Here is a 25,578-nt window from a genome sequence, read left to right as displayed (position 1 = left end):
ACCCGCCGGTGACCGGGCACTACGGCCGCCGTTCCAGCTGCCCGCGCTTGGCCGCCGCGAGTAAGCGCTCCCGCAGCTCGCGGGCGTGCCGGCGGCTCACCGGCACATCGCCCAGGTCGGTGTGGGCCAGCAGCCCGCCGACCGAGTCGCTGCGCAGCTCGCGCACGGCGTCCAGCGACACCAGGTAGCCCCGGTGCACCCGGACGAACCCCGCCGGACCCCAGTACTCCTCCAGCCGCGAGATCGGCATCCGCACCAGGTGCACGCCCGACACCGCGTGCAGCCGCACGTAGTCGCCGTGCGCGGCGACGAACCGGACCTCGCCGCGCCGCACGTACCGCGTGCGCCCCGCCGACTCGACCGGCAACGCCGCCATCGCGTCCGGGGTCGCCGGGTACTCCTCGGCCGGCCGCGCGCGCGAGGGCAGCACCCGCCTGATCCTGGCCAGCGCGTCCGCCAGCCGCTCCGCGCGCACCGGCTTGAGCAGGTAGTCCACCGCGCCGATGCCGAACGCGGCCACCGCGTGCTGCTCGTAGGCGGTGACGAACACGATCGCCGGCGGCTCGTTGAGCCTGGCCAGTAAGGACGCCAGCTCCAGGCCGTCCAGGCCGGGCATCGAGATGTCCAGGAACACCGCGTCGAAGCGGCCCGACTGGATCATCCGCAGCGCGGCCGTCGAGTCGCCGGCGCCGGCGACGTCGGCGACCTCCGGTGCCTCGCGCAGCAGCCGGCACAGCTCGTCGAGCGCGGGCGGGACGTCGTCCACCGCCAGCACGGTCAGACCGCTCATCCCGGCATCACCCCCGGCTGGAACCTCGGGATCCGCACCACCACGCGGGTGCCCTCGCCGGGCGCGGTCTCCACCACCAGGCCGTACCAGGGGCCGTAGACGTTGCGCAGCCGCCGGTCCACGTTGGCCAACCCGACGCTGTGCGAGCCGCCCCGGCCGGCCAGGATGTCCTCGGCCAGCGCCGGGTCCATGCCGAGGCCGTCGTCCTCGACGCTGATCACGCAGTCGTTGCCCTGCGCCTCGCCGCGCACGGTGACCTGCCCGGTGCCCGCCCTCGGCTCGATGCCGTGCCGGATCGCGTTCTCCACCAACGGTTGCAGCACCAGGTAGGGCACGGCGACGGCCAGCACCTCCGGCGCGACCCGCACCTGCACCGCCAGCCGCTCGCCGAGCACCGCGCGCTGCAACGCCAGGTAGGTCTCGATGGCGTGGAACTCGTCGGCGACCGTGGTGTACTCGCCGTGGCGGGCCAGGCTGTAGCGGATGTAGTCGGCGAAGTCGATCATCAGCTCGCGGGAGCGGTCCGGCTCGGAGCTGACCAGCGCCGAGATCACGGTCAGCGCGTTGTACACGAAGTGCGGCGAGATCTCCGCGCGCAGCGCCCGCAGCTCGGCCTGCGCGGCCTGCTCGGCGGAGGCCTCCAGCCGGGCGCGCTCCAGCGACTCGACGACCCACCGGGCCGCCTCGCGAACCGCCGAGCGGCGGGCGTTGCCGAACACCACCAGCACGCCCGCCAGCTCGTGGTGCACGTGCAGCGGCAGCGCCAGCAGCGGCGGGCGGCCGCCCTTGGCCTCGGTGTGCAGGACCTGTTCGACCAGCTCGTCGGCTGCCGCCGAGCCCTCGCCGGGCGGGGCGGCCGGGGCCCAGATCGGCCGGCCGGACAGGTCGGCGATGCCGACGCAGTCCACGTCGAGCAGCCGGCGCACCCCCCGGGCGGCGGCCCGCGCGCCGGAGCCGCCCAGACCGTCGCGCAGCTCGTCGGCGATGTGCCGGGCGGCACTGAGCACCGCCACCGGGTCGGTCCTGGCCCAGGGACGCCGCGTCCTCGCCGGCTGGCGGACCGCGTCAGACGCTCGGTCGGCGGACACCGCCATCAGCGCTCCCATCGTCGGCGGCTGGGGCTGGGGTGCATGGTAATGCCACGGCTTCACACCGATCTCACTTGCGGTGCCGGCCGTCGGACAACCCCGCGCGCTCCTCCGGGGTGCCGAAGCGGGCCACGGCCCGGTCGCGGATGAACCCGAGCCCGTCCGGCGCGTGCATCCGCAGCCGGATCTGCGCCACGTCGCCCGGCAGGTGGTTCTGCGTCGCCTTGCTCACCAGCACCACCGTCAGGAACGCGACCGGCACGGTGATCAGCGCCGGCTGGCCGAAGATCATCGGCGCCCAGTCGCCGGTGAACGTGCTCACCGTGTCCAGCAGCAGCGAGGTCAGCACCAGCCCACCGCCGACCACCATGCCCGCCGCCGCGCCCACCCAGGTCAGCTTCCGCCACCACACGCCCAGCATCAGCACCGGACAGAACGTCGAGGCCGCCAGCGCGAACGACATCCCCACCGACATCGTGATGTCCTGGGGCCGCAGCACGATCGCCAGCGCCAGCGGCGCCCCGCCGGCCAGCGCGGTCGCGAACCGGAAGTCGCGCACCCGCCCGCGCAGCACGTCGGTCGACAGCACCCCGGACACGCTCACCACCAGGCCCGAGGAGGTCGACAGGAACGCCGCGAACGCGCCGGCCATGGTGATCGCGCCCAGGATCTCCCCCCACACCCCCGACGCGATCTTCATCGGCAGCTCCAGCACCGCCGCGTCGGTGCGGCCGGTCACCAGCAACTCCGGGACGTAGAGCCGCGACAGCGCCCCGAGCATGATCGGGAACAGGTAGAACAGGCCCAGCAGCATCAGCACGTGCAGCGTCGTGCGGCGCGCCGCCCGCCCGTCCGGGTTGGTGTAGAAGCGAACCAGCACGTGCGGCAGGCCCATCGTGCCCAGGAACAGCGCGAACATCAGCGAATACGTGCCGAACAGGTCGTCCGGTTCGCCGCCGGGCACCAGCCACAGGTCGTTGGTCGGCGGCGCCCCGACCACCACCGGAACCGCCGAGCCCTGGAAGAAGGTCAGCTCGGTGCCGGCGTCCACCTCGTAGGGGCTGCCCAGCGGCGTCCAGTACGCCGAACCGCCGACCCGCTCCCCGTCCACCACGCCACCGGCCACCAGCTTGACCGTGTCCTGCACCTCCAGCAGCACCGGCGTCTCCACGTGCAGCGTGGTGTTCTCGGTGAACGCCGGCGGCAGCGGCTCGCTCAGCCCGGCGATCTCCCCGCCCCTCGGGCCGCCGCTGCCGATGAACAACACACACATGATGAACGTCGGCGCGGCGATCGCGAACAGCTTGAGCCAGTACTGGAACGCCTGCACCACGGTGATCGCCCGCATGCCGCCACCGAAGACGTTGACGATCACGATCACCGTCACCAGCAGCGCGCCGACCCAGTTCGGCAGGGTCGTGATGCTGGTGAACGCCAGCCCCGCCGCCTGCAACTGCGGGACGACGTAGAGGATCCCGATGAACACCACGAACGCCGCCGCCAGGTTGCGCAGCGTGCGCGAACCCAGCCGCGCCTCGCAGAAGTCGGGCAGCGTGTAGGCGCCCGAGCGGCGCAGCGGCGCCGCCACGAACAGCATCAACGCCAGGTAGCCCGCGGTGAACCCGACCGGGTACCACAGGGCGTCCGCACCGTCCTTGAGCACCAGCCCCGCCACGCCGAGGAACGAGGCGGCCGACAGGTACTCGCCGGACACCGCGGCCGCGTTGCGCCGGGACCGGACCGTGCGCCGGGCGACCAGGAAGTCCTGGGTGGTCGAGGCCGACCGGGACGACACGTAGCCGAGGTAGAAGGTCGCGGCGCTGACCAGCACGACCCCGGCAAGCGCCCAGATCCTTGCGTCCACCGCGGGTGTCCCTACCGAGAGCGGCTACTTCTCCACCATCGCGACGAAGTCTCGTTCGTGTCGCTCGGCCACCGAGTTGTACCAGTAGGCCACGCCGAACAACAACGGGAACGGGACGATGCCGATCAACAGCCACGGCAGCCGCACCCCGGCCAGCGCCACCTCCGCCAGGTCCGGCACCGCGAAGAACAGCAACGGCAGAACCAGCAGCGGCACCATCGCCACCGCGCCCAGCACCAGCGCCGTGCGCCACTGGGTGCGGACGAACTGGTTGACCAGCGCCTCGCCGTAGCTGGTCTGCTCCTCCAGCTCGACCACCGTGCGCAGCACGGTCACCGGGGCGCGGGAGTCGGCGAGCACGACACGCTTGCGCCGCGGGCGACCGGTCTGGTCGTCCGCGCCGCCGCCGCTCCTGCCGGGTTCGCGGCCCGGTCCGGTGGCGTGCCGGCTCACTCACACGCCCCCGCGCCGGGTGATGCGGTCCTTGAGCTCTCTGGTGCGCCGGCGGCTGACCGGCAGCTTGCGCTCCTCGTCGCCGATGACGACGTGGTAGCCGTTGCCGCCCAGCTGCAGCTCGGTGATCAGGTTGATCGGCACCAGGTACGACCGGTGGATGCGCACGAAACCCGCCTTCTCCCAGCGTTCCTCGAGCTGCGCGAGCGGGATGCGCACCAGGTGCGAGCCCTCGCTGGTGAACAGCCGCGCGTAGTCGCCCTGGGCCTCGACCCAGCGCACCGACGAGCGCGGGATCAGCTTGGTGTTGCCGGCCAGCTCGACCGGGATCACCTCGTCGTCGCCGGGCTCCGGGCCGGCGGCCGTCGGCGCCTGGCCGACCAGGCCGTCGCCGCGCAGCTTGGAGATCACCCGCTGGACCGCGCGGTCCATCCGGTTCTGGTCGCACGGCTTGGGGATGAAGTCGACCGCCCCCAGCTCGAACGCCTCGACCGCGTCGTTGCCCTCGCCGTGGCCGGTGATGAACACCAGCACCGGGGAGGGCTTGAAGCCCGCGAGCACCTTGGCCATCTCCATGCCGGTCAGGCCGGGCATCTTCAGGTCGGAGAACACGGCGTCGACGATCGGCAGGCCGGAGTTGCGGCGCGCGTTGAGCTCCGGGTCGTCGCCGCCGAGCTGACGCAGGGCCTCGGTGGCGTCGAAGGCCGGCAGGACGCGGCGCACGTAGCGGTTGGCGTCCAACCGTTCCAGCAGGAGGTCCATGCCGTCCTTCTCGTCGTCGACGGCCAGGACGACGAGGCCAGGGGTGTTCGATGAAGTACTCACGGTGAGCTGCATCTTGCCGATGGGGATAACCCGTTGTCCATGGTCCCCGTCACGCTTACCTCCACCGGGTGATGGTAAGCCCCGTCACAGGCCGAATCGTGACCATGTGGCACGAACTTCGACCGCCTCGACGGCCGCCAGCGCCCGCTCGGCCGGACCGGTGAGCCCCCCGAACAGGCCCGCGCCGGGACCACCGAGACCCAGCCTGGCCAGCAGCGGACGCTTGGGCTCGGCCACGCTCAGCTCGGCGTCCGGGTAGCGCTGCTCGATCACCTCGCGCAGGTTGCCCACCCCGTCGACCAGACCAAGATCCTTCGCCTTCGCACCGGTCCAGACCTCGCCGGAGAACAGGTCCTCGTCGGCCAGCCGCGCGCCGCGCCGGGTACGCACCCAGTCGACGAACTGGTCGTGCAGCTGGCTCTGCAGGCTCTTGAGCCACTCGACGTCCTCGTCCTTCTCCGGACGGAACGGGTCGAGCCGGACCTTGTGCGCGCCGGCGGTGTACACCCGGCGCTCCACGCCGACCCGCTCCAGCAGGCCGGACAGGCCGAAGCCGGCGCTGACCACACCGATCGAGCCGACCAGCGACGAGCGGTGGGCGAAGATCTCGTCGCCGGCACAGGCCAGCCAGTAACCGCCGGAGGCCGCGACGTCCTCGCAGAACGCGAGCACCGGAACCTTCTTGCGGTCGGCCAGCTCCCGGATCCGCTCGGCGACCAGCGCGGACTGGGTCGGCGCCCCGCCCGGCGAGTTGATCACGACGGCGACCGCGCGCAGCCGGTCGTGCTCGAAGGCGCGGGTGAGCGCGGACTCCACGGTGTTGATGTTGATGGTGCCGCGTGCGAGCGGGGACGGCGTCGGGGTGATCACGCCGTGCAGCTTGACCACGGCCACCACGGGCTTGCCGCTGCCCCGGTCACCGAACAGGGGCAGGCGCGCGGTCAGCTTCTCGGATACGAGCTCCCTCATATTTCCCACCGTATCCCGTTCGGTGCTGACGCCTCCTGTTTGTACAAGGGGGTCCGCAGATGGTCAGAAGTGAGTGTTCGGGCCGGCGCACCTGGCGTGCCTGGCTGGGAACGGGTGACGGGTCGTCGATGACCCAGCTCGACGTCGCCGAGTTCGCGTCCGCGTCATCGGCCAAGGCATGGGTGGAGGGCCGGTTGGCCTCGACCACGGCGTGTCCCGGCAGCTCGGTCTTCGGGTCGATCGACCTCGGCCGGTACCGGGGGTCCACCTGGGAGCTGGACCCGGCACCGGGTCTGGACGCCGAACTGGTCGACGGCCGGGTCGCCTGGCGACGACCCGGCCGCTGAGGGACCAACGGGGTTCAGCGTCGCCGCGCCCTGGTCGTGACCACGGTGGTGAGCCCGGCGACCAGCAGCAGCAGGCCGGCGATGGCCAGGGTGCCGACCGACGCGCCGGTCTGCGCCAGCCCCGTGGGCTTGGGCCGCGGCGCCGGTGAGCTGCTCGTCGGGTGCGTGGTGCTCGGCGAGGTCGACGGTGAGGTGGTGGTCGTGGTGGTCGGCGAGGTGGTCGTGGTCGTCGGCGAGGTGGTCGTGGTCGTCGGCGGGGTCGGGCCGACGACCTCGATCGTCGCCTCCGCCTCGTCGGACCGCAGCGCGCCGCCGTTGCCCAGCGCCACCGCGCGGTTGGTCACCGTGCCGGCCTCGACGTCGCCCTCCTCGACCAGGTAGGTGGCCGTGCAGGTGGTGCTGTCGCCGTCAGTGCCGGCCGGGGTCAGCTCGGTCGACTCGCAGACCACGTCGGTCAGCCGGTCGTCGAGGATCTCCACGTCGGACACCGGCCCGTCACCCAGGTTGGTGACCGTGTACGTGTAGCTGGCCGTCTCGCCCGGCTCGTAGGGCCCGGCGTCGTCGACCTCCTTGGTCAGCGCCAGCCCGGTCTCCCCGCCGATCGGCACGGTCACCGTCGAGGGTGGCGAGTCGACCGGACCGTCCGGCCCGGTGCCGGTCGCGACGGCCACGTTGGTGACCTCGCCGTTGATCACGTCCTCCTCGGTGATCACGTAGGTGCCGGTGCAGACGGTGGTCTGGTTCGGTTCCAGGGTGGTCGCCGCGCAGGTGACGTCGGAGAGCTTCGAGTCGGTGACCGTCACGTCGGTCAACGGCGTGTTGCCCGAGTTGGTGACCGTGTACTGGTAGGTCACCTCGTCGCCGACGCCCAGCACCGCCGGCAGCGGCGGATCCACCCGCACCTGCTTGACCAGGTTCAACGCCGGCAGCGGGTCGATCGAGGTGACCCGCAGCTTGCGGATCAGGTGCACGTCGGTCCACAGCCCGGTCGACCCGCCGAAACCCAGCTTGTAGGTGTCGGGCACGGGCGTCGGCGCGTCGAAGGCGAGCACCCGCTGGGCGCCGTCGCCGTCGTTGAAGTCGACGTCCACGGTCACCTCCGGGTTCGGCGCCGGGGTGATCCGGACGGTGACCGTGCGCCGGGACGGCTCCAGCAGCTGGTCGGCGGTGGCCGGGGTCGGCGAGGCCGGCAACGTCGCCAGCGGCCCGCGCAGCAGACCCGGCAGGGTGCTCGGCCACGGCCCGGTCGTGGAGAAGTTCGAGGTGGTGGCGGTGAGGAAGCAGTAGCCGATGGTGCCGTTGCCCGGCCCGCGCACGGTCACCATGTTCGACCCCGGCGCCGGCACGTGGAAGGCGGTGCCGGCCGGCGAGCGCGTCTCACAGCCCTCCCCCCGGCGCTCCCAGTCACCGAAGTAGTTGCCCAGCACGTCCAGGCCGATGCCCAGGTACCCGTGGTTCACGCCCGGCAGGAACGGGTTGGTCGGGACGTCGTCGGGCTGCTTCTGCGCGTAGCCGAGGCTGCCGCCGAACGCGCCCGGCGCGTCGAGCTCCGCCGCGCCGTCGACCAGGAAGAACGAGATCCCGTCGGCACCGCCGGCGCCCCCGATCGGCGGCGCGGAGGTCGAGCCGTACTGCCACTGCTCGAAGGAGATCTCCACGCCCTGGCCAGACGGGATCGGGGTCCGGGACAGCACCGCGCCCGCCTGGTCGCGGGAGGCGTCGGTCAGCTGGAGGTAGCCCAGGTCGGCGGCGTCGGTCGGCGGCTGGGGCACCGGCGCGTCCGGCACCTCCGGACAGCCGCCGACCGGGTGCGACCCGGCCGGCGGCGGCGTCGCCGAGGCCGGGGCGCCGCTCAGACAGGCCGTGCCGACGGCGTCGAAGTCCGGGGCGGTCGCGCCGGTGAACGTCTCGTCGACCAGCACGTCGCCCGGCGGCTGTGCCTGCCCGGGCGGCGTCGTGACCAGGCCGGTCAGGCCGACCAGCGTCAACACTCCCAGTGCCAGCAACCGCCTCGGGGTTCTCATGTGATCGCACGCTAAGCGCGCTCACACCACCCGGCAGCCGGTGTCACCCGTCAGGGCAACACCTGGGAGGGGATCTCCGGCGACTCCCGCTGTTCCTCGTCGTCGTTGAGACCGAACTTGGGAAGATCGGGGCGCACCCCGGGGAAGTACTTGGGCACCCGCAGGATGACCTTCATACCGGCGCCCGGGGCGGTCTCGGCCATCAGCGCGTACTCGTCGCCGAACACCGACCGCATGCGCTGGTTGATGTTGCCGATGCCGACGTGCGAGCCGGTCTTGTGCGCGTCCCGCAGGTCGGCGAACAGCCGGTCGGCGTCCATGCCGACCCCGTCGTCCTCGACGCTGATCAGCGCCTCGTTGCCGTTGTCCTGGGCGACCACGGTGACCGTGCCGCCGCCCGGCTTGGGCGACAGGCCGTGCTGGACGGCGTTCTCCACCAGGGGTTGCAGGACCAGGAACGGCACCACGACCGACAGCACCTCGGGCGCGATCTTGATCCGGACGTTGAGCCGGTCGGCGTAGCGCTGGGCCTGGATCGTGAGGTACCGGTCGATGTTGCGCAGTTCCTCGGCCAGCGTCGTGAACTGGCCGGACGTGCGGAAGGAGTAGCGGGTGAAGTCGGCGAACTCCTGTAACAGGTCCCGCGCGCGCTCCGGGTCGGTGCGGATCAGCGACGAGATCGAGTTCAGCGCGTTGTAGAGGAAGTGCGGGGAGATCTGCGCGCGCAGCATCCGCACCTCGGCCTTGGCCAGCGCCTGCTTGGACTCGTCGAGCTTGGCCAGCTCCAGCTGGATGCTGACGAACTTCGCCACCTCGTCGGCCGCGCGGATCAGCCGTTTGGAGTTCACCCCGCCGACCACGATCAGCGTGCCCTCCACGTGCCCGTCGGGGATCAGCGGCACGATCACCGCCGTGCGCATCGGGCAGCGTCCCCGGTGGTCACAGGTCAGGTTGGTGTGGTGGATGTGCGCGCGCTGGCCGTTGCGGATGGCGACCTCGATGGCGTCGGTCAGGTCGTCGTAGTGCTCGTTGGCACCGCCGTCCCAGGACAGCAGGTTGCCGCCGGCGTCGGTGATCCCGATGGCCACGCACTTGAGCATCTCGACCAGGTGTTTCGCCGCCTGGTCAGCGGCCTCCTCGGTCAGCCCGCTGCGCATGGCCGGCGCGGCCTTGGACAGGCGTTGCACGGCGTCGAGCACCGCGTCGTCCACGGAACCCTCGGACTTGCGGCGTCGGATCAGCAGCGCGAACAAGCCGCCGACCACGAGCATGGCGAGCACACCCACCAGCGCTCGCTCGGTCAACAGGTCGGTCACCCGTCAATGCTCGACCGTCCGGGTGGCTGGTGGCAAGCCACCCCCTATTTGAGCAACCGGGACAACCGCCGGTCGGCGAGCGGTTTGCCCCCCGTCTGGCAGGTCGGACAGTACTGGAACGCCTTGTCGGCGAAGGAAACCTCACGCACGGTGTCGCCGCAGACCGGGCACGGCATGCCGGTGCGGTTGTGCACCCGCAGCCCGGATCGTTTCTCACCCTTCAGGGTGGCGGCGTGCTGACCGACCGAGCGGGTGACCGCGTCGGTGAGGATGGTGCGCAGCGCGCCGTAGAGGTCGTCGACGGCCTGCGTGGACAGCTTGCCGGCCGTGGCGTAGGGCGAGAGTTTGGCCAGGTGCAGGATCTCGTCGGAGTAGGCGTTGCCGACCCCGGACATGATCTTCTGCGTGGTCAGCACGGTCTTGAGCCGCTCGGAGCGGCCGGCGAGCACGGCGGCGAACTCGTCGCGGGTCATCGCCAGCGCGTCCGGTCCGAGCGCGGCGATGCCCGGCACCTGCGCCGGGTCGCGCACGATCCACACCGCCAGGCCCTTCTTCGTGCCGGCCTCGGTGAGGTCGAAGCCGGGGCCCTGGCCGGGCGGGCCGAGGTGCACCCGCAGCGCCAGCGGCCCCTTGCCGCCGGGCCTGGGCGGGGCGGCGGACATGGTGTCGGCCCAGCGCAGCCAGCCGGCCCTGGCCAGGTGAATCACCAGGTGCAGGCCGTCACAGTCCACGTCCAGGAACTTGCCGTGACGACCGGCGGCCGTCACCGTCCGACCGTGCAGTTCGGTCCACGGTGGGGTGACAGTCTTGAGCACGCTCAGCGACGCCACGTCCACCCTGGTGACGGTGCGTCCCACGCCGTGCTCACGGAGGTGCTGGGCGAGCGCTTCGACCTCGGGAAGTTCAGGCACGTCGCCAGTGTTGCCCGATTCCGCCGATCACGCCACGAGTTGCAGCGGGCCCTCGATCCCCGGCCGCGACTCGACGGCGATGTTCTTGGCGATCAGCTTCATCTGGGCGCGGACGTTGAACACGCCACGGACCTTGCCCTCCCACATCTCGGTCGGGTCGCCCTCGCCGTCGTCGCCGGTCTCGGCGACCACCCGCCACGGCCGCCGCAGCGCCCAGCGGGTCGGGAAGAACAGGAACGCCAGCAGGACCAACAGCCCCACCCACACCGGAACCACGAGCCCGTCCGGCGACCAGAACACCAGAACCGCACCCAGCGCGACGACCAGGAACAACAGCACGTAGGCAGAGGCGTTGCCGCCGGCCACGTCGTGCTCGAAGTCGTCGTCGTCCTCGGTACGCCACTCCAGCTGGCTGTGCACGGTCCAGACACGTCCGTCCGCGCCACGCACGATGCGCGTCATTGAGGCCTCCCGGCGCCGAGCCTGGTCGGGAACATCACGTCAATGATGACGCACGGGACCCGTGCCGCGCACCCGTCAGGGGCCGTCCGTTTCCGTGGGTGACGCGGTAGGTTCGACCGTTCTGGCCGTCTGCGCCTCACTGCTCGGGCTCGGTGCCGGCGCGGGCGTCTGGGTGTAGGTCACGGTGTCCACGGTCGTCCGGGTCTGGTCCAGCGAGTTCTTCTCGGTGATCGTGGTGGTCTCGCGCACGATCGTCAGCTCGCCGGCCAGCTCGGTGGTGCGTTCCACGGTCGTCGCCCGGTACACGATCGGCGCGTTCTCGTCGAACGTGCTGCGCGGCGCCGCCGCGATCGTCGTCCCGCCGTCCGGCGACGGAGGCTGCGAGGAGGTCGGCACGACCGGCTGCTCGGTCACCGGCCCCGGCTCGGAGGTGCGCTCGCGGGGGGTGCTGGTCGTCCTGGCGTGGGTGGTCAGCTCACCCTCGGCCGCACGCAGGGTCGAGGAGGTCGTGGTGGTGGCGCTGGACGTCTCGCCGATCCTCAGCTCCACGGCCCGCTTGCCGGCGAAGTCCACCGGCGTCTGGGCCCCGTCGCCGCCGATGACGCCGACGGTGCTCAGCCCGATGACCCCGATCGCCGCCGCCGAGCCGACCGCCAGACCCACCTGGGCCTTGGCCGTGGCCAACAGACCCTTGACCGCCAGCCCGACCCCGCCGGCCGACGACCCGATCCCGCCCGCGGCCGTCGCGGCCGTTGTCGCCGCCGTCTCCGTCGCCAGCTGGGCCGCGACCGCGCCGGTGGCGACCGTGACCGGCAGGGCCACGTAGGAGGCGTGCGCCCGCAGACCGGCACAGACGTCACGCAGCTCGGCGTACATGGCCGTACAGGAGGCGCAGGAGGCGAGGTGGGCGCGGATCCGCCGGTGCTCGATGCCGCTGGTGCTGCCGGCGGTGTAGGCGCCGAGCTTCTCCAGCACCGACCGGCACCCGGTGGCACTGCGCTCGGACGCGAGATGCGCCTGCAGGTAGGCCGCCCGCAGCCCCTGCCGCGCGCGGCGCGCGAGAGCGGCGGTGGCGTTGGGACTGAGCCCGAAGTTGATGGCCACGGCCGCCGGCCGCTCGCCCTCGACCTCCATCTTCCACAGCACCCGCCGCCACCGCTCCGGCAGACTCGTGAAGGCCCGCCGGATCAGGTTGCGCTCGGTGAACGCGCCCGTGGTGTCCGGGTCGGAGGGCGCGCGGTGGGTCAGTTCCTCGTCGCTGACCGGAACGTCACGCCGCCGCAGACTCCACTCCCACGCCACCCGCCGCGCGACGATCAGCAGGTACCCCCGGACGTTGTCCACCGGACCCGACCCACGTCGAATCGCTTGCAGGACACGGAAGAACGCCTCGGCGGTGAGATCGTCGGCCTCCGCCCGGTCGTTGACCAGACCGAGCCCGAGCCGGTGCACAGCGGCCGAGTGCCGGGAGAACAACTCCCCGAAAGCCGCGTCCTCACCTGCGCGAAGCCTGGCCAGGAGCGCACGATCCTCCGATGCCGAATCGTCCGCCCCAGACACTCTCGGAACCTCGCCGGTCATGGAACCCGGCACCTCCTCCCGGCCGCCACGGGAATTGGCTCAACATGCCACAGGAACGTTTGGTATGGACGGCAAACGTTAAGAACGGGAAAGTGATACCGACGAAGGTATTAGACTGTTCGGCTCAATGGAGTCGCGCAGGCGGTCCAGAAGACGGCGCCGTCGGTGCGTCGGATAGACTCCTCCCAGCAACGCGGACGTAGCGCAGCTGGTAGCGCATCACCTTGCCAAGGTGAGGGTCGCGGGTTCGAGTCCCGTCGTCCGCTCCATCACGAAGGCGGGCCAGATTCCTGGCCCGCCTTCGTGATGTCCTTCGAAGGTCACAGGTCGCGGTAGACCTCGCGGCGATGCGCGACGCGCACGACCGTCACCATCACGCGGTCGTCCTCGATCTGGTAGACGACGCGGCAATCACCAACCCGAAGTCGCATCACGCCGGCGGGCTGACCGACCAACGACCGTGACCCCGGGGGCCGCGGATCCAGGGCGAGCGCCGTCACCGCGCGCGCGACTCGACGCCGTGCCTGATGGTCCAGTTTGCGGAGTTCGCGAACAGCTGGCGCCGTCCACTCGATGGCGTACGGCACGAATCAGCGGATACCCAGCTCGGCGAGGACCTCACTGTGCGGCACGCGACGCTCCTCGGACGCCAGCGCCTCGCGCGCCGCCAGCAGATCGGCCGCGTCCTCCGCCGCCTCCAGGGCGCGAAGGTCCTCGATCGACACGACGGCCGCCACCGCACGACCGTGCCGCGTCAGGACCACCCGCTCGTGTGCGTGCTCGGCCTTCGCGACCACCTCACCCAGGTGGTCGCGCGCCTCACTGATGGGCAACTCAGTCATACCCAAATTGTACAAAACGTGGAGAAGGTCGCGCCACCAGCGACGCCCGGCTCAGGACTCCTTGGTGGCCAGGCCGATGGGGCAGCTCACGCCGGTGCCACCCAACCCGCGGTAGCCGTTCGGGTTCCTGGCGTCAGTCAGGTACTGCTGGTGGCAGCGGTTGAGCCGATCACACAGAAGGCCCGGTTGACTGGAGCGCATCACAGGCGCCCACTGGTGAAAGCAGTCCAAAGGTCAACAGCTTGTTCGAGATCGAGCGAGGCAACCTTCTCAGGCGAAACACCAGCCGTATGGGTGAGGCGCCGAGCGAGCCAGTCAGGAACCGGGTCTCCACGCGGAACCTCTTCGACGACGACATCGCCGGCCAACCGTCCGAGCTGCTCGATCACCGTCGCGAGCCGTTGCACCTCGGGGTTTCGCCCGACCGCATCCGCAACTCTCGTCGACGCCTCCGCGTACACCTCTGAGTCAGACCTGGCACCGACACACCAGACCTCGCAAACCTCAACCGCCCCGGCTTCCGTGATTCGGTAGACGATTCGCCAGTGGTTTCGCCCGACAACCAACTTTCGAAAGCCCGTGAGTTGCCCGCCAAGCGGATGACCCGCTTCCGGGTCGTCGAGCAGGATCAGAACCTTCTTGAGGACTTTGGGTACGACAGCGCGCCCCAGGCGACGCAGGTCGTCGATGGCCGCGTCGGTGAAGACAACCTCGGTCATCTACCTATTCGTCGTCCTCGATCGCGGCGAGCGACTCACGAGTATGCCCGAAGGCAGCGATGACCTCGTCCAGCGACGTGCGCCGCCCGGTATCGGTCACCGCTCGCGAGAGCACCAGCGCCAAGTCCCGTAGGTCGGCAGCGGCCTCCTCAAGCTCTGTGAGCCGACGAACCCCGATGACTGCCGCCACCGGTTGCTGACGCCGGGTCACCACAAGGTCAGCGCCACTCTCCGCATCAGCGACAAGCCCCGCGACACCACGCTTCGTCGCATCCGTGACACTGAGCTCGTGGGCGTCCTTCAAAACGACCATTCCTCAACTGTACAGAAACCTATACAGATTGGTCAATCGTCCGCGGATGTGGTGCTCAACCCCACGGGGCACGAGACCCCGGTCCCACCAAGGCCGCAGTAGCCGTTCGGGTTCTTGGCGTCACTCAGGTACTGCTGGTGGTAGTCCTCGGCGTAGTAGAAGTCGCGCAACTGGGCGATCTCGGTGGTGATCTCGCCGTGGCCGTCGCGGGTGAGGGCCTGCTGGTAGGCCGTGCGGGAGGCCTCGATCGCGGCGCGCTGCTCCTCGGACGTGTAGTACGCCGCCGAGCGGTACTGGGTGCCCAGGTCGTTGCCCTGGCGCATGCCCTGGGTCGGGTCGTGGCCCTCCCAGAAGACCTTCAGCACGCCGTCGTAGGTGATCCGGGCCGGGTCGAACACGACCAGGACGACCTCGGTGTGCGCGGTCCGACCCGAGCACACCTCCTCGTAGGTCGGGTTGGGGGTGTGGCCGCCGGCGTAGCCGACCGCCGTCGTGTACACGCCGGGGGTCTGCCAGAACAGGCGCTCGGCGCCCCAGAAACAGCCCAGGCCGAAGACCGCGGTCTCCAGACCCTCGGGGAACGGTGGGGCGATCGGACGGTCCGTGAACACCGCGTGCGCGGCGGGAACCGGCATCCGGTCCTCCCGACCGGGAAGCGACCGGGACCGGTCGACCATCGAAGACTTGTCAAACCCGAACAACGCCATACCTCCACTCTACGGAGACCTCGTGACCGGTCCACGCTCCGAGAACAACGCCGGCGCGTGGTAACAACTTCCCATGGGGTGGCAGGAGCGCTTCCGTGAGCTGGGCGAACAGCTCACGTCCGGACAGATCAGCACCGACGACTACCGTGCGCGTAGCGAGGCGTTACTCGCCGAGGCCGACCGGGAGGCGGCGGACACGACCCAGCCGACCAGGCAGCGCGACACCCAGCGGGAAACGGTGCACATCCCGCGCTCGGCGGCCTGGGAGGCACCCTCGGGCGAGATGACCCAGATCGTCGGCACCCGGGACGAGACGACGCTGGTCGGACGGCCGGTCGCGGACGCGTTGAACACAGAGAACGAACCGGACAAGTAGGCCGCGCGTCTGTCGCCAAAACGGCTTTGGAATGGTATTGACCGTCGCCGTTCGGCGGGACCAGACGAAACGCGCGGAGGGAAACCTGTCGTGACCAGCACGGTGTTGAGGAAGGACGCGGACGAGCCGCGCGGTGACGAGGAGGCCGAACAGCCCTCGACCGCGCCCGGGTGGCGCGCCCGGCTGACCGACACCAGAGTCGCCCGCCTGGTCGAGTTGCTCGCCCTGGTTCCGGCGCTCGCGATGGTCGTCGAGGTCTCCCGGGCGGGCAAGCTCCAGTGGCTCGACTACTGGTACGTCCTCATCCGGATCACCAACCCGGACGGCTCGTTCAAGCTCGGGGGCATCTTCACCCCGCAGAACGAGCACCCGCTGATGATCCCGTCGCTGCTCTACTGGCTCGACGCCAAGCTCGCCGACGGCGACAACCGGGTCCTCGGGTACCTGGTCATCGTCATCGCCGCCGCCACCGTCGCGCTGCTGCGGTCGGTGCTGCCCCGGTCGCTGCCGCCGCTGGTGCGGGCCGGGCTCGTCGTCGGCGCGTCCGCGCTGATCTTCAGCCTGCAGGGCATGCACATGTTCGTGCGCTCGATGAGCGGCTCCGCGTGGCTGACCGCCAACCTCATCGTCGTCATCTCGCTGATCCTCGCCAGCCGGGGCAAGTGGTGGGCGGCGTGGGGTGCCGGGCTGCTGGCCACCGCCAGCTACGGCACCGCGTTCGCGCTGTGGCCGGCGCTGGCCGTGCTGGCGGTGCTGCGCAAGGAACGCTGGGCCTACCGGATCGCCCCGCTGGGCATCGGGGTCGTGGTCGTCGGCATCTGGTACATCCTCAAGCCCAACACCTGGATCGGCGGGCAGCCGGCCAACGACCTCGGCTCGCTGCTGTTCACCTTCCTCACCGTCGTCGGCAAGATGTGGACCGCCGACAACGCCGGTTTCGCCGTCGTCGCCGGGGCGCTGACGCTGGTCCTCTACGTCGTGCTGATGAGCAACAAGGCCGCCCAGGACCGGGCGCTGCGGTTCTGGTGGGCGCTGGGCACCTACGGCATCCTCGCCTGCGGCATGATCGCCACCGCGCGCATCGACTTCGGCGCCGACTTCGGCCTGACCAGCCGGTACTCCTCGCTCGCGGTGATGGTCGCCATCCCGCTGCTCGTGCTGCTGGCCGCGGTCCTCTACAAGGGGGTGCGGCGCAACGGGCAGAAGATCGCCGTCACCGTCATCGGGATCGGCGTCGTCGGGTTCACCCTCGGCCTGCCGACCGCCGCCGACCTGCGCAACGCGATCAAGGAACACCCGCTGGAGGCCGTCGCCATCCGCGCCGGCTACGGCGACGCGCTTGGCCCGGTCCTGCCCAAGGAACACGAACTCGAACCCGACCTGCGGGTCCTGGAGCACTACCCGTTCAACGACTCGTTCTCCCTCGGCTGCGGCGGCCCGGAACTCGGCTCCACGATCGACCTGTCGCAGGCCACCGAACTGCCCCAACCCGGAACGCGCAGCCCGACCGAACGCGTCGGCATGCTCAACTCGGTCGACGACCGGGGCGAGGCCGACCTGATCACCGGCTGGGCCACCGGCGGCACCAACCGCAACGCCGACCACGTACTGTGCACGGTCGTCGTGGACGGCGACGACAAGGTCGTCGGCGGCGGCGTCAGCCAGCTGCCACGCGCCGACGTCACCAACAGGTACTGGGGTCTGCCGCCGGACGTAGGCTTCAAGGTGCTCGGCCCGGTCACCGACGACACACGAATCGTGATCATCTACGAGAGCGGCGACATGCGCTGGCTCCCGCCGACGGTCAGCGAAACCGGAGACGAACAGTGACTATCGAACAGGTACCCACCGTGGGGGTCAGCGTCCTGATCCCGGTGAAGGACGAAGAGGCGACGCTGGCCACGCTGATCGACGAGATCGGCACCGCGTTCGCCACGATGCCCGAGGTCGAGTACGAAGTGATCTTCGTCGACGACGGCAGCGTCGACCGCAGCTGGGACGTCATGTGCGAGCTGGCGCAGGCCAACAGCCGGGTGCGCGCGCTGCGGCTGCGGCGCAACTTCGGCAAGGCCGCGGCGCTGGCCGCCGCCGTCGACGAGGCGCGCGGCGACCGGATCGTCACCATGGACGCCGACCTGCAGGACGACCCGGCCGAGGTGCCGCGCCTGCTCGCCGAACTCGACGACGGCGCCGACCTGGTCAGCGGGCACAAGGCCGACCGCAAGGACCCGCTCGGCAAACGTCTGCCGTCCAAGTTCTTCAACATGATGACCGGCGTGATCACCGGTCTGAAGCTCAACGACCACAACTGCGGGCTCAAGGCCGCGCGCACCGAGGTCTACCGCCGGGTCCCGCTCTACGGCGAGCTGCACCGCTACATCCCGGCGCTGGCCCACCAGACCGGGTACAAGGTCCACGAGCTGGCCGTCCACCACCGCCCGCGCGAGCACGGCAAGTCCAAGTACGGCTTCGAACGCTACGTGCGCGGCGCGATCGACCTGCTCACGGTCATGACGATCACCAAGTACGGCCGCCGCCCCGCGCACCTGTTCGGCGGCCTGGGCCTGGCCTCGGGCATGCTCGGCTTCCTCGTGCTGGCCTACCTGACGATCGTGAAGATCTTCGGCGGCGAGGCCATCGGCGACCGGCCGCTGCTGATGCTGGGCATCCTGCTGGTCATCCTGGGCGTCCAGATGATCTCCATCGGGCTGATCGCCGAGATCGTGCTGCACCGAACGGCCAACCGCCGCGAGGCGACCGACCTGATCGCCGACCGGACCAGAACGCTGGAGCCGGCCGACCTGACGGAACCGACCGAGAAGACCTCGCTGGGGGCGAAATGAGTGGCATCCGGGGCGCGTACGTCACCGGGGTGAAGACCGTCCGCAAGGCCGCGGACAAGGCCGGTCTGCTGGAGCGCCTGGAGCGCAGCGACTCGCCGAAGGTCCGCCACCTGCGCACGCTGTTCTCCATCTTCGACGCCGGTGACATGGCCAAGATGGACCTCGCGTGGTGGAGCTACCCGGCCATGCGCCGCGTCGAGGCGTTCCTCGCCGACCGGCCCGGCGCGCGGATCTTCGAGTACGGCGCCGGCGCCAGCACCGTGTGGCTGGCCAAGCGCGCCGGCAAGGTCGACAGCGTCGAACACGACACCGAGTGGGTCGAGTTCGTCCGCGAGATGCTCGGCGACACCCCCGGGGTGGAACTGCACGCCGTCGCGCCGACCGCCGCCACCGAGGACACCGTCGTGCGCTCGGGCCGCGTCGGGCACACCGACCTCGACTTCGCCGACTACGTGTCCACCATCGACCAGGTCGGCGGCCCGTTCGACCTGATCGTGGTCGACGGCCGGGCCCGCGTCGACGCGTTCCGCCGGGCGATGGACCACCTGGCCGACGACGGTGTGGTGGTGTTCGACAACATCAAGCGCAAGCGGTACTGGGACGTCATCTCGGCGCTGCCCGGCCTGCGCATCGAGCTGCTCAAGGGCGGCACGCCGACCCTGCCCTACCCCACCACCACCGGGCTGATCTGGCGTGACTGACCAGGCGGGAGCCGACGAACTCCCCCCACCACCGAAACCGAGCCGGCGGGCGGACCTGCTGGCGATCGTGTTCGTGGTGGTGGCCGTCGGCCTCGCCGGCTGGGCACTGCGCGACCAGCTGCCCGACGTCGTCGACTCCCTCGGCGCGATCGACTGGTGGCGGCTGCCGCTGGCGCTGGCCGCGATCGTGCTCGGCCTGCTGGCGACCGCCGAGGTGTGGAAACACTGCCTCGCCGCGCTGGGCTCCCGGGTCACCTCCGGCGCGGCCCGGCAGATCTTTTTCCCCGCCCAGGTCGGCAAGTACCTGCCGGGGTCGATCTGGCCGTTCCTCGCGCAGGTGCGTTTCGCCCGCGAGCACGGCGTGCCCGGCGGGATGGCGCTGCTGGCCGGATCGGTGTTCCTGGTGGTGCACGCGGTGACCTCGGTGCTGGTCGGCGGGCTGCTGCTGATCAGCCAACCGGACCTGGTCGGCCGGTTCGGCTGGGCGTGGGTGTGTCTGCCGCTGGCGCTGGTGCTGCTGCACCCCAAGGTGATCAACCTGCTGGCCCGCAAGCTCGCCGGCCGCTCGGGCATCGAGCCGCCGGTGCTGCGCTGGCCGGACCTGGTGGCGCCGCTGGCGTGGATGTTCCCGGCGTGGATCGGCTACGGCGTCGGCGGCTACCTGCTGGCCGACCCGTTCACCGACTCGGTGGTGACGCTGGCGCTGGTGTGCACGGGGGCGTTCGCGCTCGGCTGGATCGTCGGGCTGGTGGTGTTCATCGCGCCCGCCGGTGTCGGGGCGCGCGAGGCCGTGCTGATCCTGGCGCTGACCCCCCTGCTCGGTGTCGCCGCCGCGACGACCGTGAGCCTGGTGTTGCGGGTGGCGCACACGGTGGCGGACATGCTGCTGGCATTACGGTACGGGCTGGTGCGGATGAAACGAGATCGTGTCCACTCCGCATCAACGGGTCAGTAAAGTGGTCAGTTCGAGCTAATTCCACGAACTCTGGTTACGCCAATTCCCGATCCCCAGTATTGTCCGCATCGTCGGAAACACCCTGGGGAGGGACGCCGTGACGAGCCCGTCCGGAAATTCTGATCAGCAAACACCCAGTGATTACTTCTTCGCCGATCTTGCCCACCTGGACACGATCATCGCCCGCTGGAACGACATTCAGGCCGAGATCAGGACCCACGGGTCGAACCTGGAGCAGGTGGCGCTGGTGGCGAACGCGCCGGCGGCCGACCGCCCCAGCTCCCTTCAGGCGCGGACCTTCGTGGACTCGATGGGCATCGCGGCGATGCACAACAGGACGCTGCTCGACCATGCGACGGCGCAGGTCGAGCGGCTGAGCGCCGCGCGCGCCACCTACGACGAGACCGAGGCGGGCAACACCATCCGGCTCACGGGTCGCTGATGCGCCGGGCGACGGTCGCGAACGTGCTCGTCGTCGCCGCGCTGGTGGTCGGGTGCACGTCCACCAGCGCCGGGGAACCCCTGCCAGGCGACACCCTGGTACCGGGTTCGACCGCACCGGACTCCCACGACGCGCCACGGGTGGACGAGCCGCTGGACGCGGCCCGCTACCTCAACGACCCCTGTGCGGTGCTCGGCCGCGAGCAGCTGGCCGGCTTCGGGGTCGTCGGCCCCGGCCAGGCCGACACCGGGAGCACGCTCGCCGACACGGTCGGGCCGCAGTGCTTCTGGCAGACCTCACCGGAGGAGAACAGCACGATCGGTGTCGGCTTCGTCGTCCGCGACCAGGTCGGACTCGCGACGCTGTACGCGTTGCGCGACGAGCAGGCGTACTTCGAGGAGACCACGGTCGGGGACTACCCCGCCGTCTTCCACAGCTATGCCGACCAGCGCGCCGACGGCATTTGCAACATCTCGGTGGGGATTTCGAACACGCTGTTCTTTCGGACTTCGGAGTACGGCGACACGGATGCGACACGGTCCTGCGCCAGAGCGAAAAATGTCGCCGAAGCCGTTGTCACGACATTGCGGAAGGGGGCCTCGTGACGATCCAGTACACCGGCCAGGAGATCTACGAGAATTTCCAGAAAGGGCCTGGCCCGGACGGGTTGAATGTCAGCGCCGACATAGTGCGCACGGTGGCGGAGGGCTATCGGGACCTGGCGTCCCGGACGCACGTGTTGGCGCGGGAGTTGGAGTCGGCGTGGCAGGGTGACGCCGCCGAGGCCGCCCAGCGGGCCACCCGGCCGGTGATCGCCGAGTACGAGTTCGCGGCGGGTGAGTTGGCGACCGCGGAGGATCTGGTGTCGCGGCAGGCGGAGTCGTTCGTCGAGGCGCGGAACCGGGTGGTGCCGGTACCGCCGGCGCCGACCGAGGTGCGGCCGTGGGTGCTGGACTCGCCGGACACGGCGCGGACGTTCCTGCGGGAGGTCACCGCGCATCTCACGGCGGCGCGGAACAACGTCGACGTGATGGTCGGGTACACCGGGGCCAGCGACCACAACACCGTGCACCTCCCCCGGTCCTACGGGACGTTGGCGACGGTCGACGTCCAGGTCGGTGCGGGCGGGTCGTCGGTGGAGGGCGGACCGCGTGGCACGGGGTCGCTCCGGGCCGGCGGTGACACGGGCGGCGAGGCGGGCGGCGAGACGGAGGCGACGGCGGAGGCGACGGCGGAGGCGACGGCGGAGGGCGGCGAGGCGGCGGGCACGGCGCGTCCGGGCGTGGGTCCTGACCCGGTGATTCCCGGCGCGGCGGATCCGGGTGGGGAGGAGTCGCGGCCGACCGAGATCGCCGGCTGGACGGGCGCGGCGGACAGGTCCGGCGCGACCAACGGGACAAGCGGAACGGGTGGGAGCAGGCCCGTGGACGGGACGAGTCCGATCGGCGGGCCCGGAACGGTCAGCGGTCCGGTCGGCAGGCCGGAAACGGCGGGCAGACCGGGCGGGGCCGGCGGGTTCCGCACGCCCGGCGCGGCGGTCCCCGGGCGGGGCGATGAGCAGCGGACCGCCGCCCGCGCCAGCCAGTGGGGTACCTCCCACCGCGCCGCCGCCGGGCCGCTCGGCGGGGTGCCCACCGGCGGGGCGCGGCGGGAGGAGGACGGACAGCGGCGGGCACCGGCCTACCTGGCCGAGCACGACCCCGAGGAGCTGTTCGGCTACGACGAGATCGTCTCGCCGGCCATCATCGGGCTGGTGGACCGACCGGCGGAGGCCTGAGCCGTGGTGTTGCCCGCGCCGGCGCGACTTCCCGTGCGTGTGCTGGCGGAACTGGTGGCCGGGCTGGGGCTCGGCGAGCCGCACCTGGGGCTGACGCCCGAACCGCTGTGGCGGGACCCGGCGGCGGCCGGCCGGTTCGGGCGGCTGGTCGAGCGGCACCTGACGCGGCTGGGCTGGCGGCGCCGCGACGGTGAGATCGACCGGGAGGTGGTGGCCGCGCTGGCCGTGGTGTGCCGGCCGGACGTCGGGTTCCACGGGTGGCTGACCCACGAGCACCGCACCACCTCGGTGCTGGCCGGGGCGATCGGGCGGGAGGCGGTGCTGGCGGTGCGCTCCGGGAACGACGTCACCGTGCGCAGCGTGCACCGCCAGCGGCTGGCCGAGCGGCTGGCCGCCCACCTGCCGGACGTGCCGGCCGGGGCCGGGCCGCCGCTGCGGGTGGACCTGGCGGAGCTGCGGGCCACCGATCCGTCGGGGGGACGGCCGACCGAGGGCGGTGCCGGGCTGCGCCGGGTGGGGCCGCAGGTGCGCCGGGCCGCGGCGCTGGTGGCCGCGCCGACCACGGGGGCCGGCGAGCTGTACCCGGTGGGCGGCCGGGCGCCGGTCAGCTACGTGGACTCCGCGCACGGCCGCTACCTGGTCGCCACCACCCGTGACGTGCTGGAGATCCGCCCGGCGACCCGCGCCGACGTGACCGCCGAATTACAGGTGCAACGATCCGCCGCCGCCACTGTCGGCAACCCGGGGACACCTCCCGAGGCCGACGGCTAACGTAGCCGCCGTGACCTTGGACGATCGGCGGCCGGTCGACGGGCTACCCCCGGTGCACGAGGCGTGGCTCCCGCGTGAGCACTCGCTGCACCGGCCCCGTCACGGTGGGCGGCAGCTGACCGCGCTGATCAGTGCCCTGGTCTTCTTCACCACGCCGACGTTCATGTGGCTGCTCGGGATGCGTCCCGCCGAGCTGGAGAACCACCAGCTGGCCTCCTTCCCCAGCGTCTGGGACGGCTGGGACTTCCTCACCGGCATGGACCCGTGGGCCACCGACAACCTCGTCTTCCGGGGCGGCGCGATCTCGGCCGCCGACTGGGTCAGCCGCACCTTCTTCGGTGAGCCGGCGCCGTTCGACCAGGGCACCTCCACCCCGTCGGGGCCGCTGCCCGGCAACCCCGGCGACGAGCGGACCACCGAACCGGACAACCCGGCCAACGAGCCGGACGCCGCCGGGTACCGCCGGGTCATCGAGGGCGACGACGGCTGGCTCTACCTCGGCCAGGACGTCATCGCCAAGTGTCAGCCGAGACGGCCGGTCGAGGAGACCATGGGCCAGCTGGTCAAGCTGCGTGCCGCGGTCGAGGCGTCCGGGCGGGAGTTCGTGCTGGTCGCCGTGCCGGACAAGACGACGATGATCCCCGAGAACCTGCCCGACTCCTACGCCGGCCGGGACTGCGCGGAGAAGGCCACCCCCGCCCTGTGGAGCCAGCTGGCCGCCACCGCCGACGCGCTGGACATGCGCCCGCCGCTGGCGGCCGCCGCCGAGGAGTACGACAAGCCCGTCTACTTCCCGCAGGACTCGCACTGGACCAACGAGGGCGCGCTGACGATGTTGGAGCAGATCGCCGAGGAACTCGAGCCGGGCGTCACCGACGACTGGGAGATCAGCAGGCGCGGCGAGCGGCAGTCCACCGCCGACCTGCCGCCGCTGATCGGCCAGGAGGGCAAGAACGACTCGACCAGCTACCGGCTGCGTCCCGACGGGCAGACCGACCGGACCGCCTCGGCCGTCAACGACCTGCGCGAACCGGTGCGACGGACCTCCGACCCGCTGGACGGGATGATCCAGCGCCCTACACTGCTGCTCGGTGACTCCTTCACCCTCCCGATCTCGTCCTACCTACCGGCCGCGTTCTCCGACGTCACCCAGCTGTACTACAGCACCGTCGAACCCGACCCCGGCCTGGTCGCACGGACGATGGGCGACAACGAGGTGGTCATCCTGGAGATCGTCGAGCGCAACATCGCCCGGGGCAGCCTCAACCTGCTCGAGGACTCCTTCATCGACCTCGTTCGCGAAGAACTGCAGAAACGCCCGATCCGCTAGTGGAGAGACCTGAACTGATGACGTGGCAGGACAGCCTTCGCCAGCTCGACGCGCGCCTGGCCAAGGGAGAGATCGGCGCCGCGGAGTACCGCAAGGCCCGCGACGAGATCCTCGCCGAGGCCTCCAGCGGCTCGCCCAACCCTGGCCGGGGCGCCCGCGAGGACCTGTGGGCGGCCGCCAACCCCGCCACCAACGGCGCCTCCGGAACGGCCGCCGCTGACACCGCCGCCGCCGCTGACGACGCGTCCGCGGCCGAGACCACGCTGGTCGTCACGGTCGACGCCACCGCGCAGGCCGCGCCGGAGCCGGAGGCCAACACCTCGGTGGTGACCAAGGAGGACGAGACCACCCAGGTGGTCTCCGCCGACCAGATCCCGCCGGCGCCACCGGTCCAGCAGGGCCCGCAGGGCCCACTGCCGCCGATGCCGGTCGGGCCGCCCGGGGTGCGCCCGACGCCCTACCGCGCCGCGCCCATCCAGGGCCAGGAGGTGTTCACCCAGAACAACTCCGGTGGCGGCTCGACCGCGCTGCGTTTCCTGGTGCCGCTGCTGGTGCTGGCGCTGGTCGGCGGTGGCGTGTGGTGGTTCGTGTTACGCGGTGACGAGGGGGGCGGCGACACCGCCGGGCCGCCGCCACAGACCACCACCGAGCAGCAACCGGCCACCACCGGCACCGACGAGATCGACGGCAAGATGCCGGAGCTGCCGGGCAGGGCCAACGAGAACAACGGCACGATGTCGCTGGACAAGGCCCGCGAGCTGAAGCTGTTCACCAAGCCCTACGGCGCGATGCTGGCCGACAACGGCTCCAGCGAGGTCGTCTACCGGGGCTCGGTGCGCCCCGGCTACGGCTACCTGGTGGTCGCCTCGCCGATCCCGCCGGCCAACGGCGCGGACGGGGTGGCGGTGCTGGCCCGCGAGCACCTGCAGCGCGCCGGTTTCACCCCCGCGCAGGAGGTCTCGCCGGACGACCCGCCGGTGATCACCCGCCAGGACGACCAGTTCCGCACGTTCATCGCCGTGTACAACTCCGGCGACGTGTGGGTCCAGCTCAACGTGTCCACCCAGCCGGACGGGAACGAGCAGCAGCTGCGGGACGAGTTCCAGAAGATCCTCACCGAGCTGACCGAGCGGCTTCCGGCCGACTGAAACCGACCGGCAGGTCCCATGCAC

General features: G+C 71.1%; 28 protein-coding genes, 1 tRNA gene and 1 pseudogene. 13 read left to right on the top strand and 17 right to left on the bottom strand.

Going from position 1 to position 25,578, the window contains the following annotated elements:
- Positions 1-19 precede the first annotated feature (19 nt).
- The 6 genes from BLA60_RS32515 to BLA60_RS32490 form a co-directional block, all read right to left on the bottom strand.
- Positions 20-790, bottom strand: coding sequence for a LytR/AlgR family response regulator transcription factor (locus BLA60_RS32515; protein ID WP_075136859.1), 771 nt, complete (start codon positions 788-790; stop codon positions 20-22).
- The gene (locus BLA60_RS32510; protein ID WP_075136858.1) at positions 787-1,884 is read right to left on the bottom strand and encodes a sensor histidine kinase; all 1,098 of its coding nucleotides are present in this window, start codon (positions 1,882-1,884) and stop codon (positions 787-789) included. Before BLA60_RS32510 ends, BLA60_RS32515 begins: the two co-directional genes overlap by 4 nt.
- Before the next feature lie 64 nt (positions 1,885-1,948).
- Positions 1,949-3,742 (bottom strand): sodium/solute symporter, encoded by a 1,794-nt coding sequence (locus tag BLA60_RS32505; protein ID WP_075136857.1) that lies wholly within the window; start codon positions 3,740-3,742, stop codon positions 1,949-1,951.
- Between the two features lie 24 nt (positions 3,743-3,766).
- On the bottom strand, positions 3,767-4,195 hold the full coding sequence (locus tag BLA60_RS32500; protein ID WP_075136856.1) for a hypothetical protein: 429 nt from the start codon (positions 4,193-4,195) through the stop codon (positions 3,767-3,769).
- Positions 4,196-5,032 carry a LytR/AlgR family response regulator transcription factor gene (locus BLA60_RS32495; RefSeq protein ID WP_075136855.1) on the bottom strand — a complete coding sequence of 279 codons (837 nt, stop codon included), beginning with the start codon at positions 5,030-5,032 and terminating at the stop codon, positions 4,196-4,198.
- Between the two features lie 72 nt (positions 5,033-5,104).
- Entirely contained in the window at positions 5,105-5,989 is an 885-nt protein-coding gene (locus tag BLA60_RS32490; protein WP_075136854.1) for a S49 family peptidase, read from the bottom strand.
- A gap of 59 nt (positions 5,990-6,048) precedes the next feature.
- Here BLA60_RS32490 and BLA60_RS32485 point away from each other — a divergent pair, with 59 nt between their 5' ends.
- Positions 6,049-6,336: a hypothetical protein gene (locus tag BLA60_RS32485; RefSeq protein WP_154814766.1), complete on the top strand. Its 288-nt coding sequence runs from the start codon at positions 6,049-6,051 to the stop codon at positions 6,334-6,336.
- Between the two features lie 14 nt (positions 6,337-6,350).
- Here the strand turns inward: BLA60_RS32485 and BLA60_RS32480 are convergent, their stop codons facing one another.
- From BLA60_RS32480 to BLA60_RS32460, 5 genes are all read right to left on the bottom strand, one after another.
- The gene (locus BLA60_RS32480; protein ID WP_154814765.1) at positions 6,351-8,360 is read right to left on the bottom strand and encodes a DUF7507 domain-containing protein; all 2,010 of its coding nucleotides are present in this window, start codon (positions 8,358-8,360) and stop codon (positions 6,351-6,353) included.
- A gap of 50 nt (positions 8,361-8,410) precedes the next feature.
- Complete coding sequence (locus BLA60_RS32475) at positions 8,411-9,631, bottom strand: GAF domain-containing sensor histidine kinase (protein WP_075136901.1); 1,221 nt, start codon at positions 9,629-9,631, stop codon at positions 8,411-8,413.
- 89 nt (positions 9,632-9,720) lie between these two features.
- Positions 9,721-10,587, bottom strand: coding sequence for an Fpg/Nei family DNA glycosylase (locus BLA60_RS32470; protein ID WP_075136851.1), 867 nt, complete (start codon positions 10,585-10,587; stop codon positions 9,721-9,723).
- Positions 10,588-10,614: 27 nt separating this feature from the next.
- Positions 10,615-11,049, bottom strand: a complete 435-nt coding sequence (locus BLA60_RS32465) for a DUF983 domain-containing protein (protein WP_075136850.1) — start codon at positions 11,047-11,049, stop codon at positions 10,615-10,617.
- A gap of 75 nt (positions 11,050-11,124) precedes the next feature.
- Entirely contained in the window at positions 11,125-12,630 is a 1,506-nt protein-coding gene (locus tag BLA60_RS32460; protein WP_075136849.1) for a sigma-70 family RNA polymerase sigma factor, read from the bottom strand.
- 193 nt (positions 12,631-12,823) lie between these two features.
- Here BLA60_RS32460 and BLA60_RS32455 point away from each other — a divergent pair.
- Positions 12,824-12,899: transfer RNA gene (locus BLA60_RS32455), tRNA-Gly, on the top strand.
- 51 nt (positions 12,900-12,950) lie between these two features.
- Here the strand turns inward: BLA60_RS32455 and BLA60_RS32450 are convergent.
- The 6 genes and pseudogenes from BLA60_RS32450 to msrA all read right to left on the bottom strand — a co-directional run bounded on the left by BLA60_RS32450 (position 12,951) and on the right by msrA (position 15,211).
- Positions 12,951-13,217 (bottom strand): type II toxin-antitoxin system RelE family toxin, encoded by a 267-nt coding sequence (locus tag BLA60_RS32450; protein WP_075136848.1) that lies wholly within the window; start codon positions 13,215-13,217, stop codon positions 12,951-12,953.
- Positions 13,218-13,220: 3 nt separating this feature from the next.
- Positions 13,221-13,472 carry a type II toxin-antitoxin system Phd/YefM family antitoxin gene (locus BLA60_RS32445; protein ID WP_075136847.1) on the bottom strand — a complete coding sequence of 84 codons (252 nt, stop codon included), beginning with the start codon at positions 13,470-13,472 and terminating at the stop codon, positions 13,221-13,223.
- A 51-nt stretch (positions 13,473-13,523) separates the two neighbouring features.
- Positions 13,524-13,625 (bottom strand): annotated as a pseudogene (locus BLA60_RS45840) (peptide-methionine (S)-S-oxide reductase MsrA); the annotation flags it as partial.
- A 47-nt stretch (positions 13,626-13,672) separates the two neighbouring features.
- Positions 13,673-14,191, bottom strand: coding sequence for a type II toxin-antitoxin system RelE family toxin (locus BLA60_RS32440; protein ID WP_075136846.1), 519 nt, complete (start codon positions 14,189-14,191; stop codon positions 13,673-13,675).
- Positions 14,192-14,195: 4 nt separating this feature from the next.
- Positions 14,196-14,504 (bottom strand): prevent-host-death family protein, encoded by a 309-nt coding sequence (locus BLA60_RS32435; RefSeq protein ID WP_075136845.1) that lies wholly within the window; start codon positions 14,502-14,504, stop codon positions 14,196-14,198.
- Positions 14,505-14,536: 32 nt separating this feature from the next.
- Positions 14,537-15,211: a peptide-methionine (S)-S-oxide reductase MsrA gene (gene msrA, locus BLA60_RS32430; protein ID WP_075136844.1), complete on the bottom strand. Its 675-nt coding sequence runs from the start codon at positions 15,209-15,211 to the stop codon at positions 14,537-14,539.
- Positions 15,212-15,284: 73 nt separating this feature from the next.
- Between msrA and BLA60_RS32425 the strand changes: the two genes are divergently transcribed.
- The 11 genes from BLA60_RS32425 to BLA60_RS32370 all read left to right on the top strand — a co-directional run bounded on the left by BLA60_RS32425 (position 15,285) and on the right by BLA60_RS32370 (position 25,554).
- Complete coding sequence (locus BLA60_RS32425) at positions 15,285-15,587, top strand: hypothetical protein (protein WP_075136843.1); 303 nt, start codon at positions 15,285-15,287, stop codon at positions 15,585-15,587.
- A 90-nt stretch (positions 15,588-15,677) separates the two neighbouring features.
- The gene (locus tag BLA60_RS32420) at positions 15,678-17,417 is read left to right on the top strand and encodes a hypothetical protein (RefSeq protein WP_075136842.1); all 1,740 of its coding nucleotides are present in this window, start codon (positions 15,678-15,680) and stop codon (positions 17,415-17,417) included.
- The gene (locus tag BLA60_RS32415) at positions 17,414-18,430 is read left to right on the top strand and encodes a glycosyltransferase family 2 protein (protein WP_075136841.1); all 1,017 of its coding nucleotides are present in this window, start codon (positions 17,414-17,416) and stop codon (positions 18,428-18,430) included. The genes BLA60_RS32420 and BLA60_RS32415 overlap by 4 nt, the downstream gene beginning before the upstream one ends.
- Positions 18,427-19,131 carry a class I SAM-dependent methyltransferase gene (locus BLA60_RS32410; protein WP_075136840.1) on the top strand — a complete coding sequence of 235 codons (705 nt, stop codon included), beginning with the start codon at positions 18,427-18,429 and terminating at the stop codon, positions 19,129-19,131. Before BLA60_RS32415 ends, BLA60_RS32410 begins: the two co-directional genes overlap by 4 nt.
- A complete protein-coding gene (locus BLA60_RS32405) occupies positions 19,124-20,086 on the top strand; it encodes a lysylphosphatidylglycerol synthase domain-containing protein (protein WP_075136839.1) in 963 nt (320 codons plus the stop codon). Before BLA60_RS32410 ends, BLA60_RS32405 begins: the two co-directional genes overlap by 8 nt.
- Positions 20,087-20,183: 97 nt before the next feature.
- The gene (locus BLA60_RS32400; RefSeq protein ID WP_075136838.1) at positions 20,184-20,528 is read left to right on the top strand and encodes a hypothetical protein; all 345 of its coding nucleotides are present in this window, start codon (positions 20,184-20,186) and stop codon (positions 20,526-20,528) included.
- Entirely contained in the window at positions 20,528-21,133 is a 606-nt protein-coding gene (locus tag BLA60_RS32395; protein ID WP_075136837.1) for a DUF3558 domain-containing protein, read from the top strand. The genes BLA60_RS32400 and BLA60_RS32395 overlap by 1 nt, the downstream gene beginning before the upstream one ends.
- Positions 21,130-22,305 (top strand): PPE domain-containing protein, encoded by a 1,176-nt coding sequence (locus BLA60_RS44660; RefSeq protein WP_170108426.1) that lies wholly within the window; start codon positions 21,130-21,132, stop codon positions 22,303-22,305. Before BLA60_RS32395 ends, BLA60_RS44660 begins: the two co-directional genes overlap by 4 nt.
- Before the next feature lie 33 nt (positions 22,306-22,338).
- Positions 22,339-23,076 carry an ESX secretion-associated protein EspG gene (locus tag BLA60_RS32380; protein WP_075136835.1) on the top strand — a complete coding sequence of 246 codons (738 nt, stop codon included), beginning with the start codon at positions 22,339-22,341 and terminating at the stop codon, positions 23,074-23,076.
- A gap of 10 nt (positions 23,077-23,086) precedes the next feature.
- The gene (locus BLA60_RS32375) at positions 23,087-24,406 is read left to right on the top strand and encodes an alginate O-acetyltransferase AlgX-related protein (protein ID WP_245812288.1); all 1,320 of its coding nucleotides are present in this window, start codon (positions 23,087-23,089) and stop codon (positions 24,404-24,406) included.
- 17 nt (positions 24,407-24,423) lie between these two features.
- Positions 24,424-25,554, top strand: a complete 1,131-nt coding sequence (locus tag BLA60_RS32370) for an SHOCT domain-containing protein (protein ID WP_075136834.1) — start codon at positions 24,424-24,426, stop codon at positions 25,552-25,554.
- Positions 25,555-25,578 lie beyond the last annotated feature (24 nt).

This window comes from Actinophytocola xinjiangensis (genome assembly GCF_001921215.1).
In the GTDB taxonomy this organism is placed as follows: Bacteria; Actinomycetota; Actinomycetes; order Mycobacteriales; family Pseudonocardiaceae; genus Actinophytocola; species Actinophytocola xinjiangensis.
This window is presented reverse-complemented; position numbering and strand designations above follow the sequence as displayed.

What these genes read in the sequence shown, in the direction of transcription:
- BLA60_RS32395 (WP_075136837.1), top strand. Translation starts at nt 20,528, where the DNA reads ATGCGCCGGGCGACGGTCGCGAACGTGCTCGTCGTCGCCGCGCTGGTG.
- BLA60_RS32465 (WP_075136850.1), bottom strand. Translation starts at nt 11,049, where the DNA reads ATGACGCGCATCGTGCGTGGCGCGGACGGACGTGTCTGGACCGTGCAC.
- BLA60_RS32435 (WP_075136845.1), bottom strand. Translation starts at nt 14,504, where the DNA reads ATGGTCGTTTTGAAGGACGCCCACGAGCTCAGTGTCACGGATGCGACG.
- BLA60_RS32495 (WP_075136855.1), bottom strand. Translation starts at nt 5,032, where the DNA reads ATGCAGCTCACCGTGAGTACTTCATCGAACACCCCTGGCCTCGTCGTC.
- BLA60_RS32440 (WP_075136846.1), bottom strand. Translation starts at nt 14,191, where the DNA reads ATGACCGAGGTTGTCTTCACCGACGCGGCCATCGACGACCTGCGTCGC.
- BLA60_RS32475 (WP_075136901.1), bottom strand. Translation starts at nt 9,631, where the DNA reads ATGCTCGTGGTCGGCGGCTTGTTCGCGCTGCTGATCCGACGCCGCAAG.
- BLA60_RS32510 (WP_075136858.1), bottom strand. Translation starts at nt 1,884, where the DNA reads ATGGCGGTGTCCGCCGACCGAGCGTCTGACGCGGTCCGCCAGCCGGCG.
- BLA60_RS32410 (WP_075136840.1), top strand. Translation starts at nt 18,427, where the DNA reads ATGAGTGGCATCCGGGGCGCGTACGTCACCGGGGTGAAGACCGTCCGC.
- BLA60_RS32425 (WP_075136843.1), top strand. Translation starts at nt 15,285, where the DNA reads ATGGGGTGGCAGGAGCGCTTCCGTGAGCTGGGCGAACAGCTCACGTCC.
- BLA60_RS32480 (WP_154814765.1), bottom strand. Translation starts at nt 8,360, where the DNA reads ATGAGAACCCCGAGGCGGTTGCTGGCACTGGGAGTGTTGACGCTGGTC.
- BLA60_RS32515 (WP_075136859.1), bottom strand. Translation starts at nt 790, where the DNA reads ATGAGCGGTCTGACCGTGCTGGCGGTGGACGACGTCCCGCCCGCGCTC.
- BLA60_RS32485 (WP_154814766.1), top strand. Translation starts at nt 6,049, where the DNA reads ATGGTCAGAAGTGAGTGTTCGGGCCGGCGCACCTGGCGTGCCTGGCTG.
- BLA60_RS32370 (WP_075136834.1), top strand. Translation starts at nt 24,424, where the DNA reads ATGACGTGGCAGGACAGCCTTCGCCAGCTCGACGCGCGCCTGGCCAAG.
- msrA (WP_075136844.1), bottom strand. Translation starts at nt 15,211, where the DNA reads ATGGCGTTGTTCGGGTTTGACAAGTCTTCGATGGTCGACCGGTCCCGG.
- BLA60_RS32460 (WP_075136849.1), bottom strand. Translation starts at nt 12,630, where the DNA reads ATGACCGGCGAGGTTCCGAGAGTGTCTGGGGCGGACGATTCGGCATCG.
- BLA60_RS32490 (WP_075136854.1), bottom strand. Translation starts at nt 5,989, where the DNA reads ATGAGGGAGCTCGTATCCGAGAAGCTGACCGCGCGCCTGCCCCTGTTC.
- BLA60_RS32445 (WP_075136847.1), bottom strand. Translation starts at nt 13,472, where the DNA reads ATGACTGAGTTGCCCATCAGTGAGGCGCGCGACCACCTGGGTGAGGTG.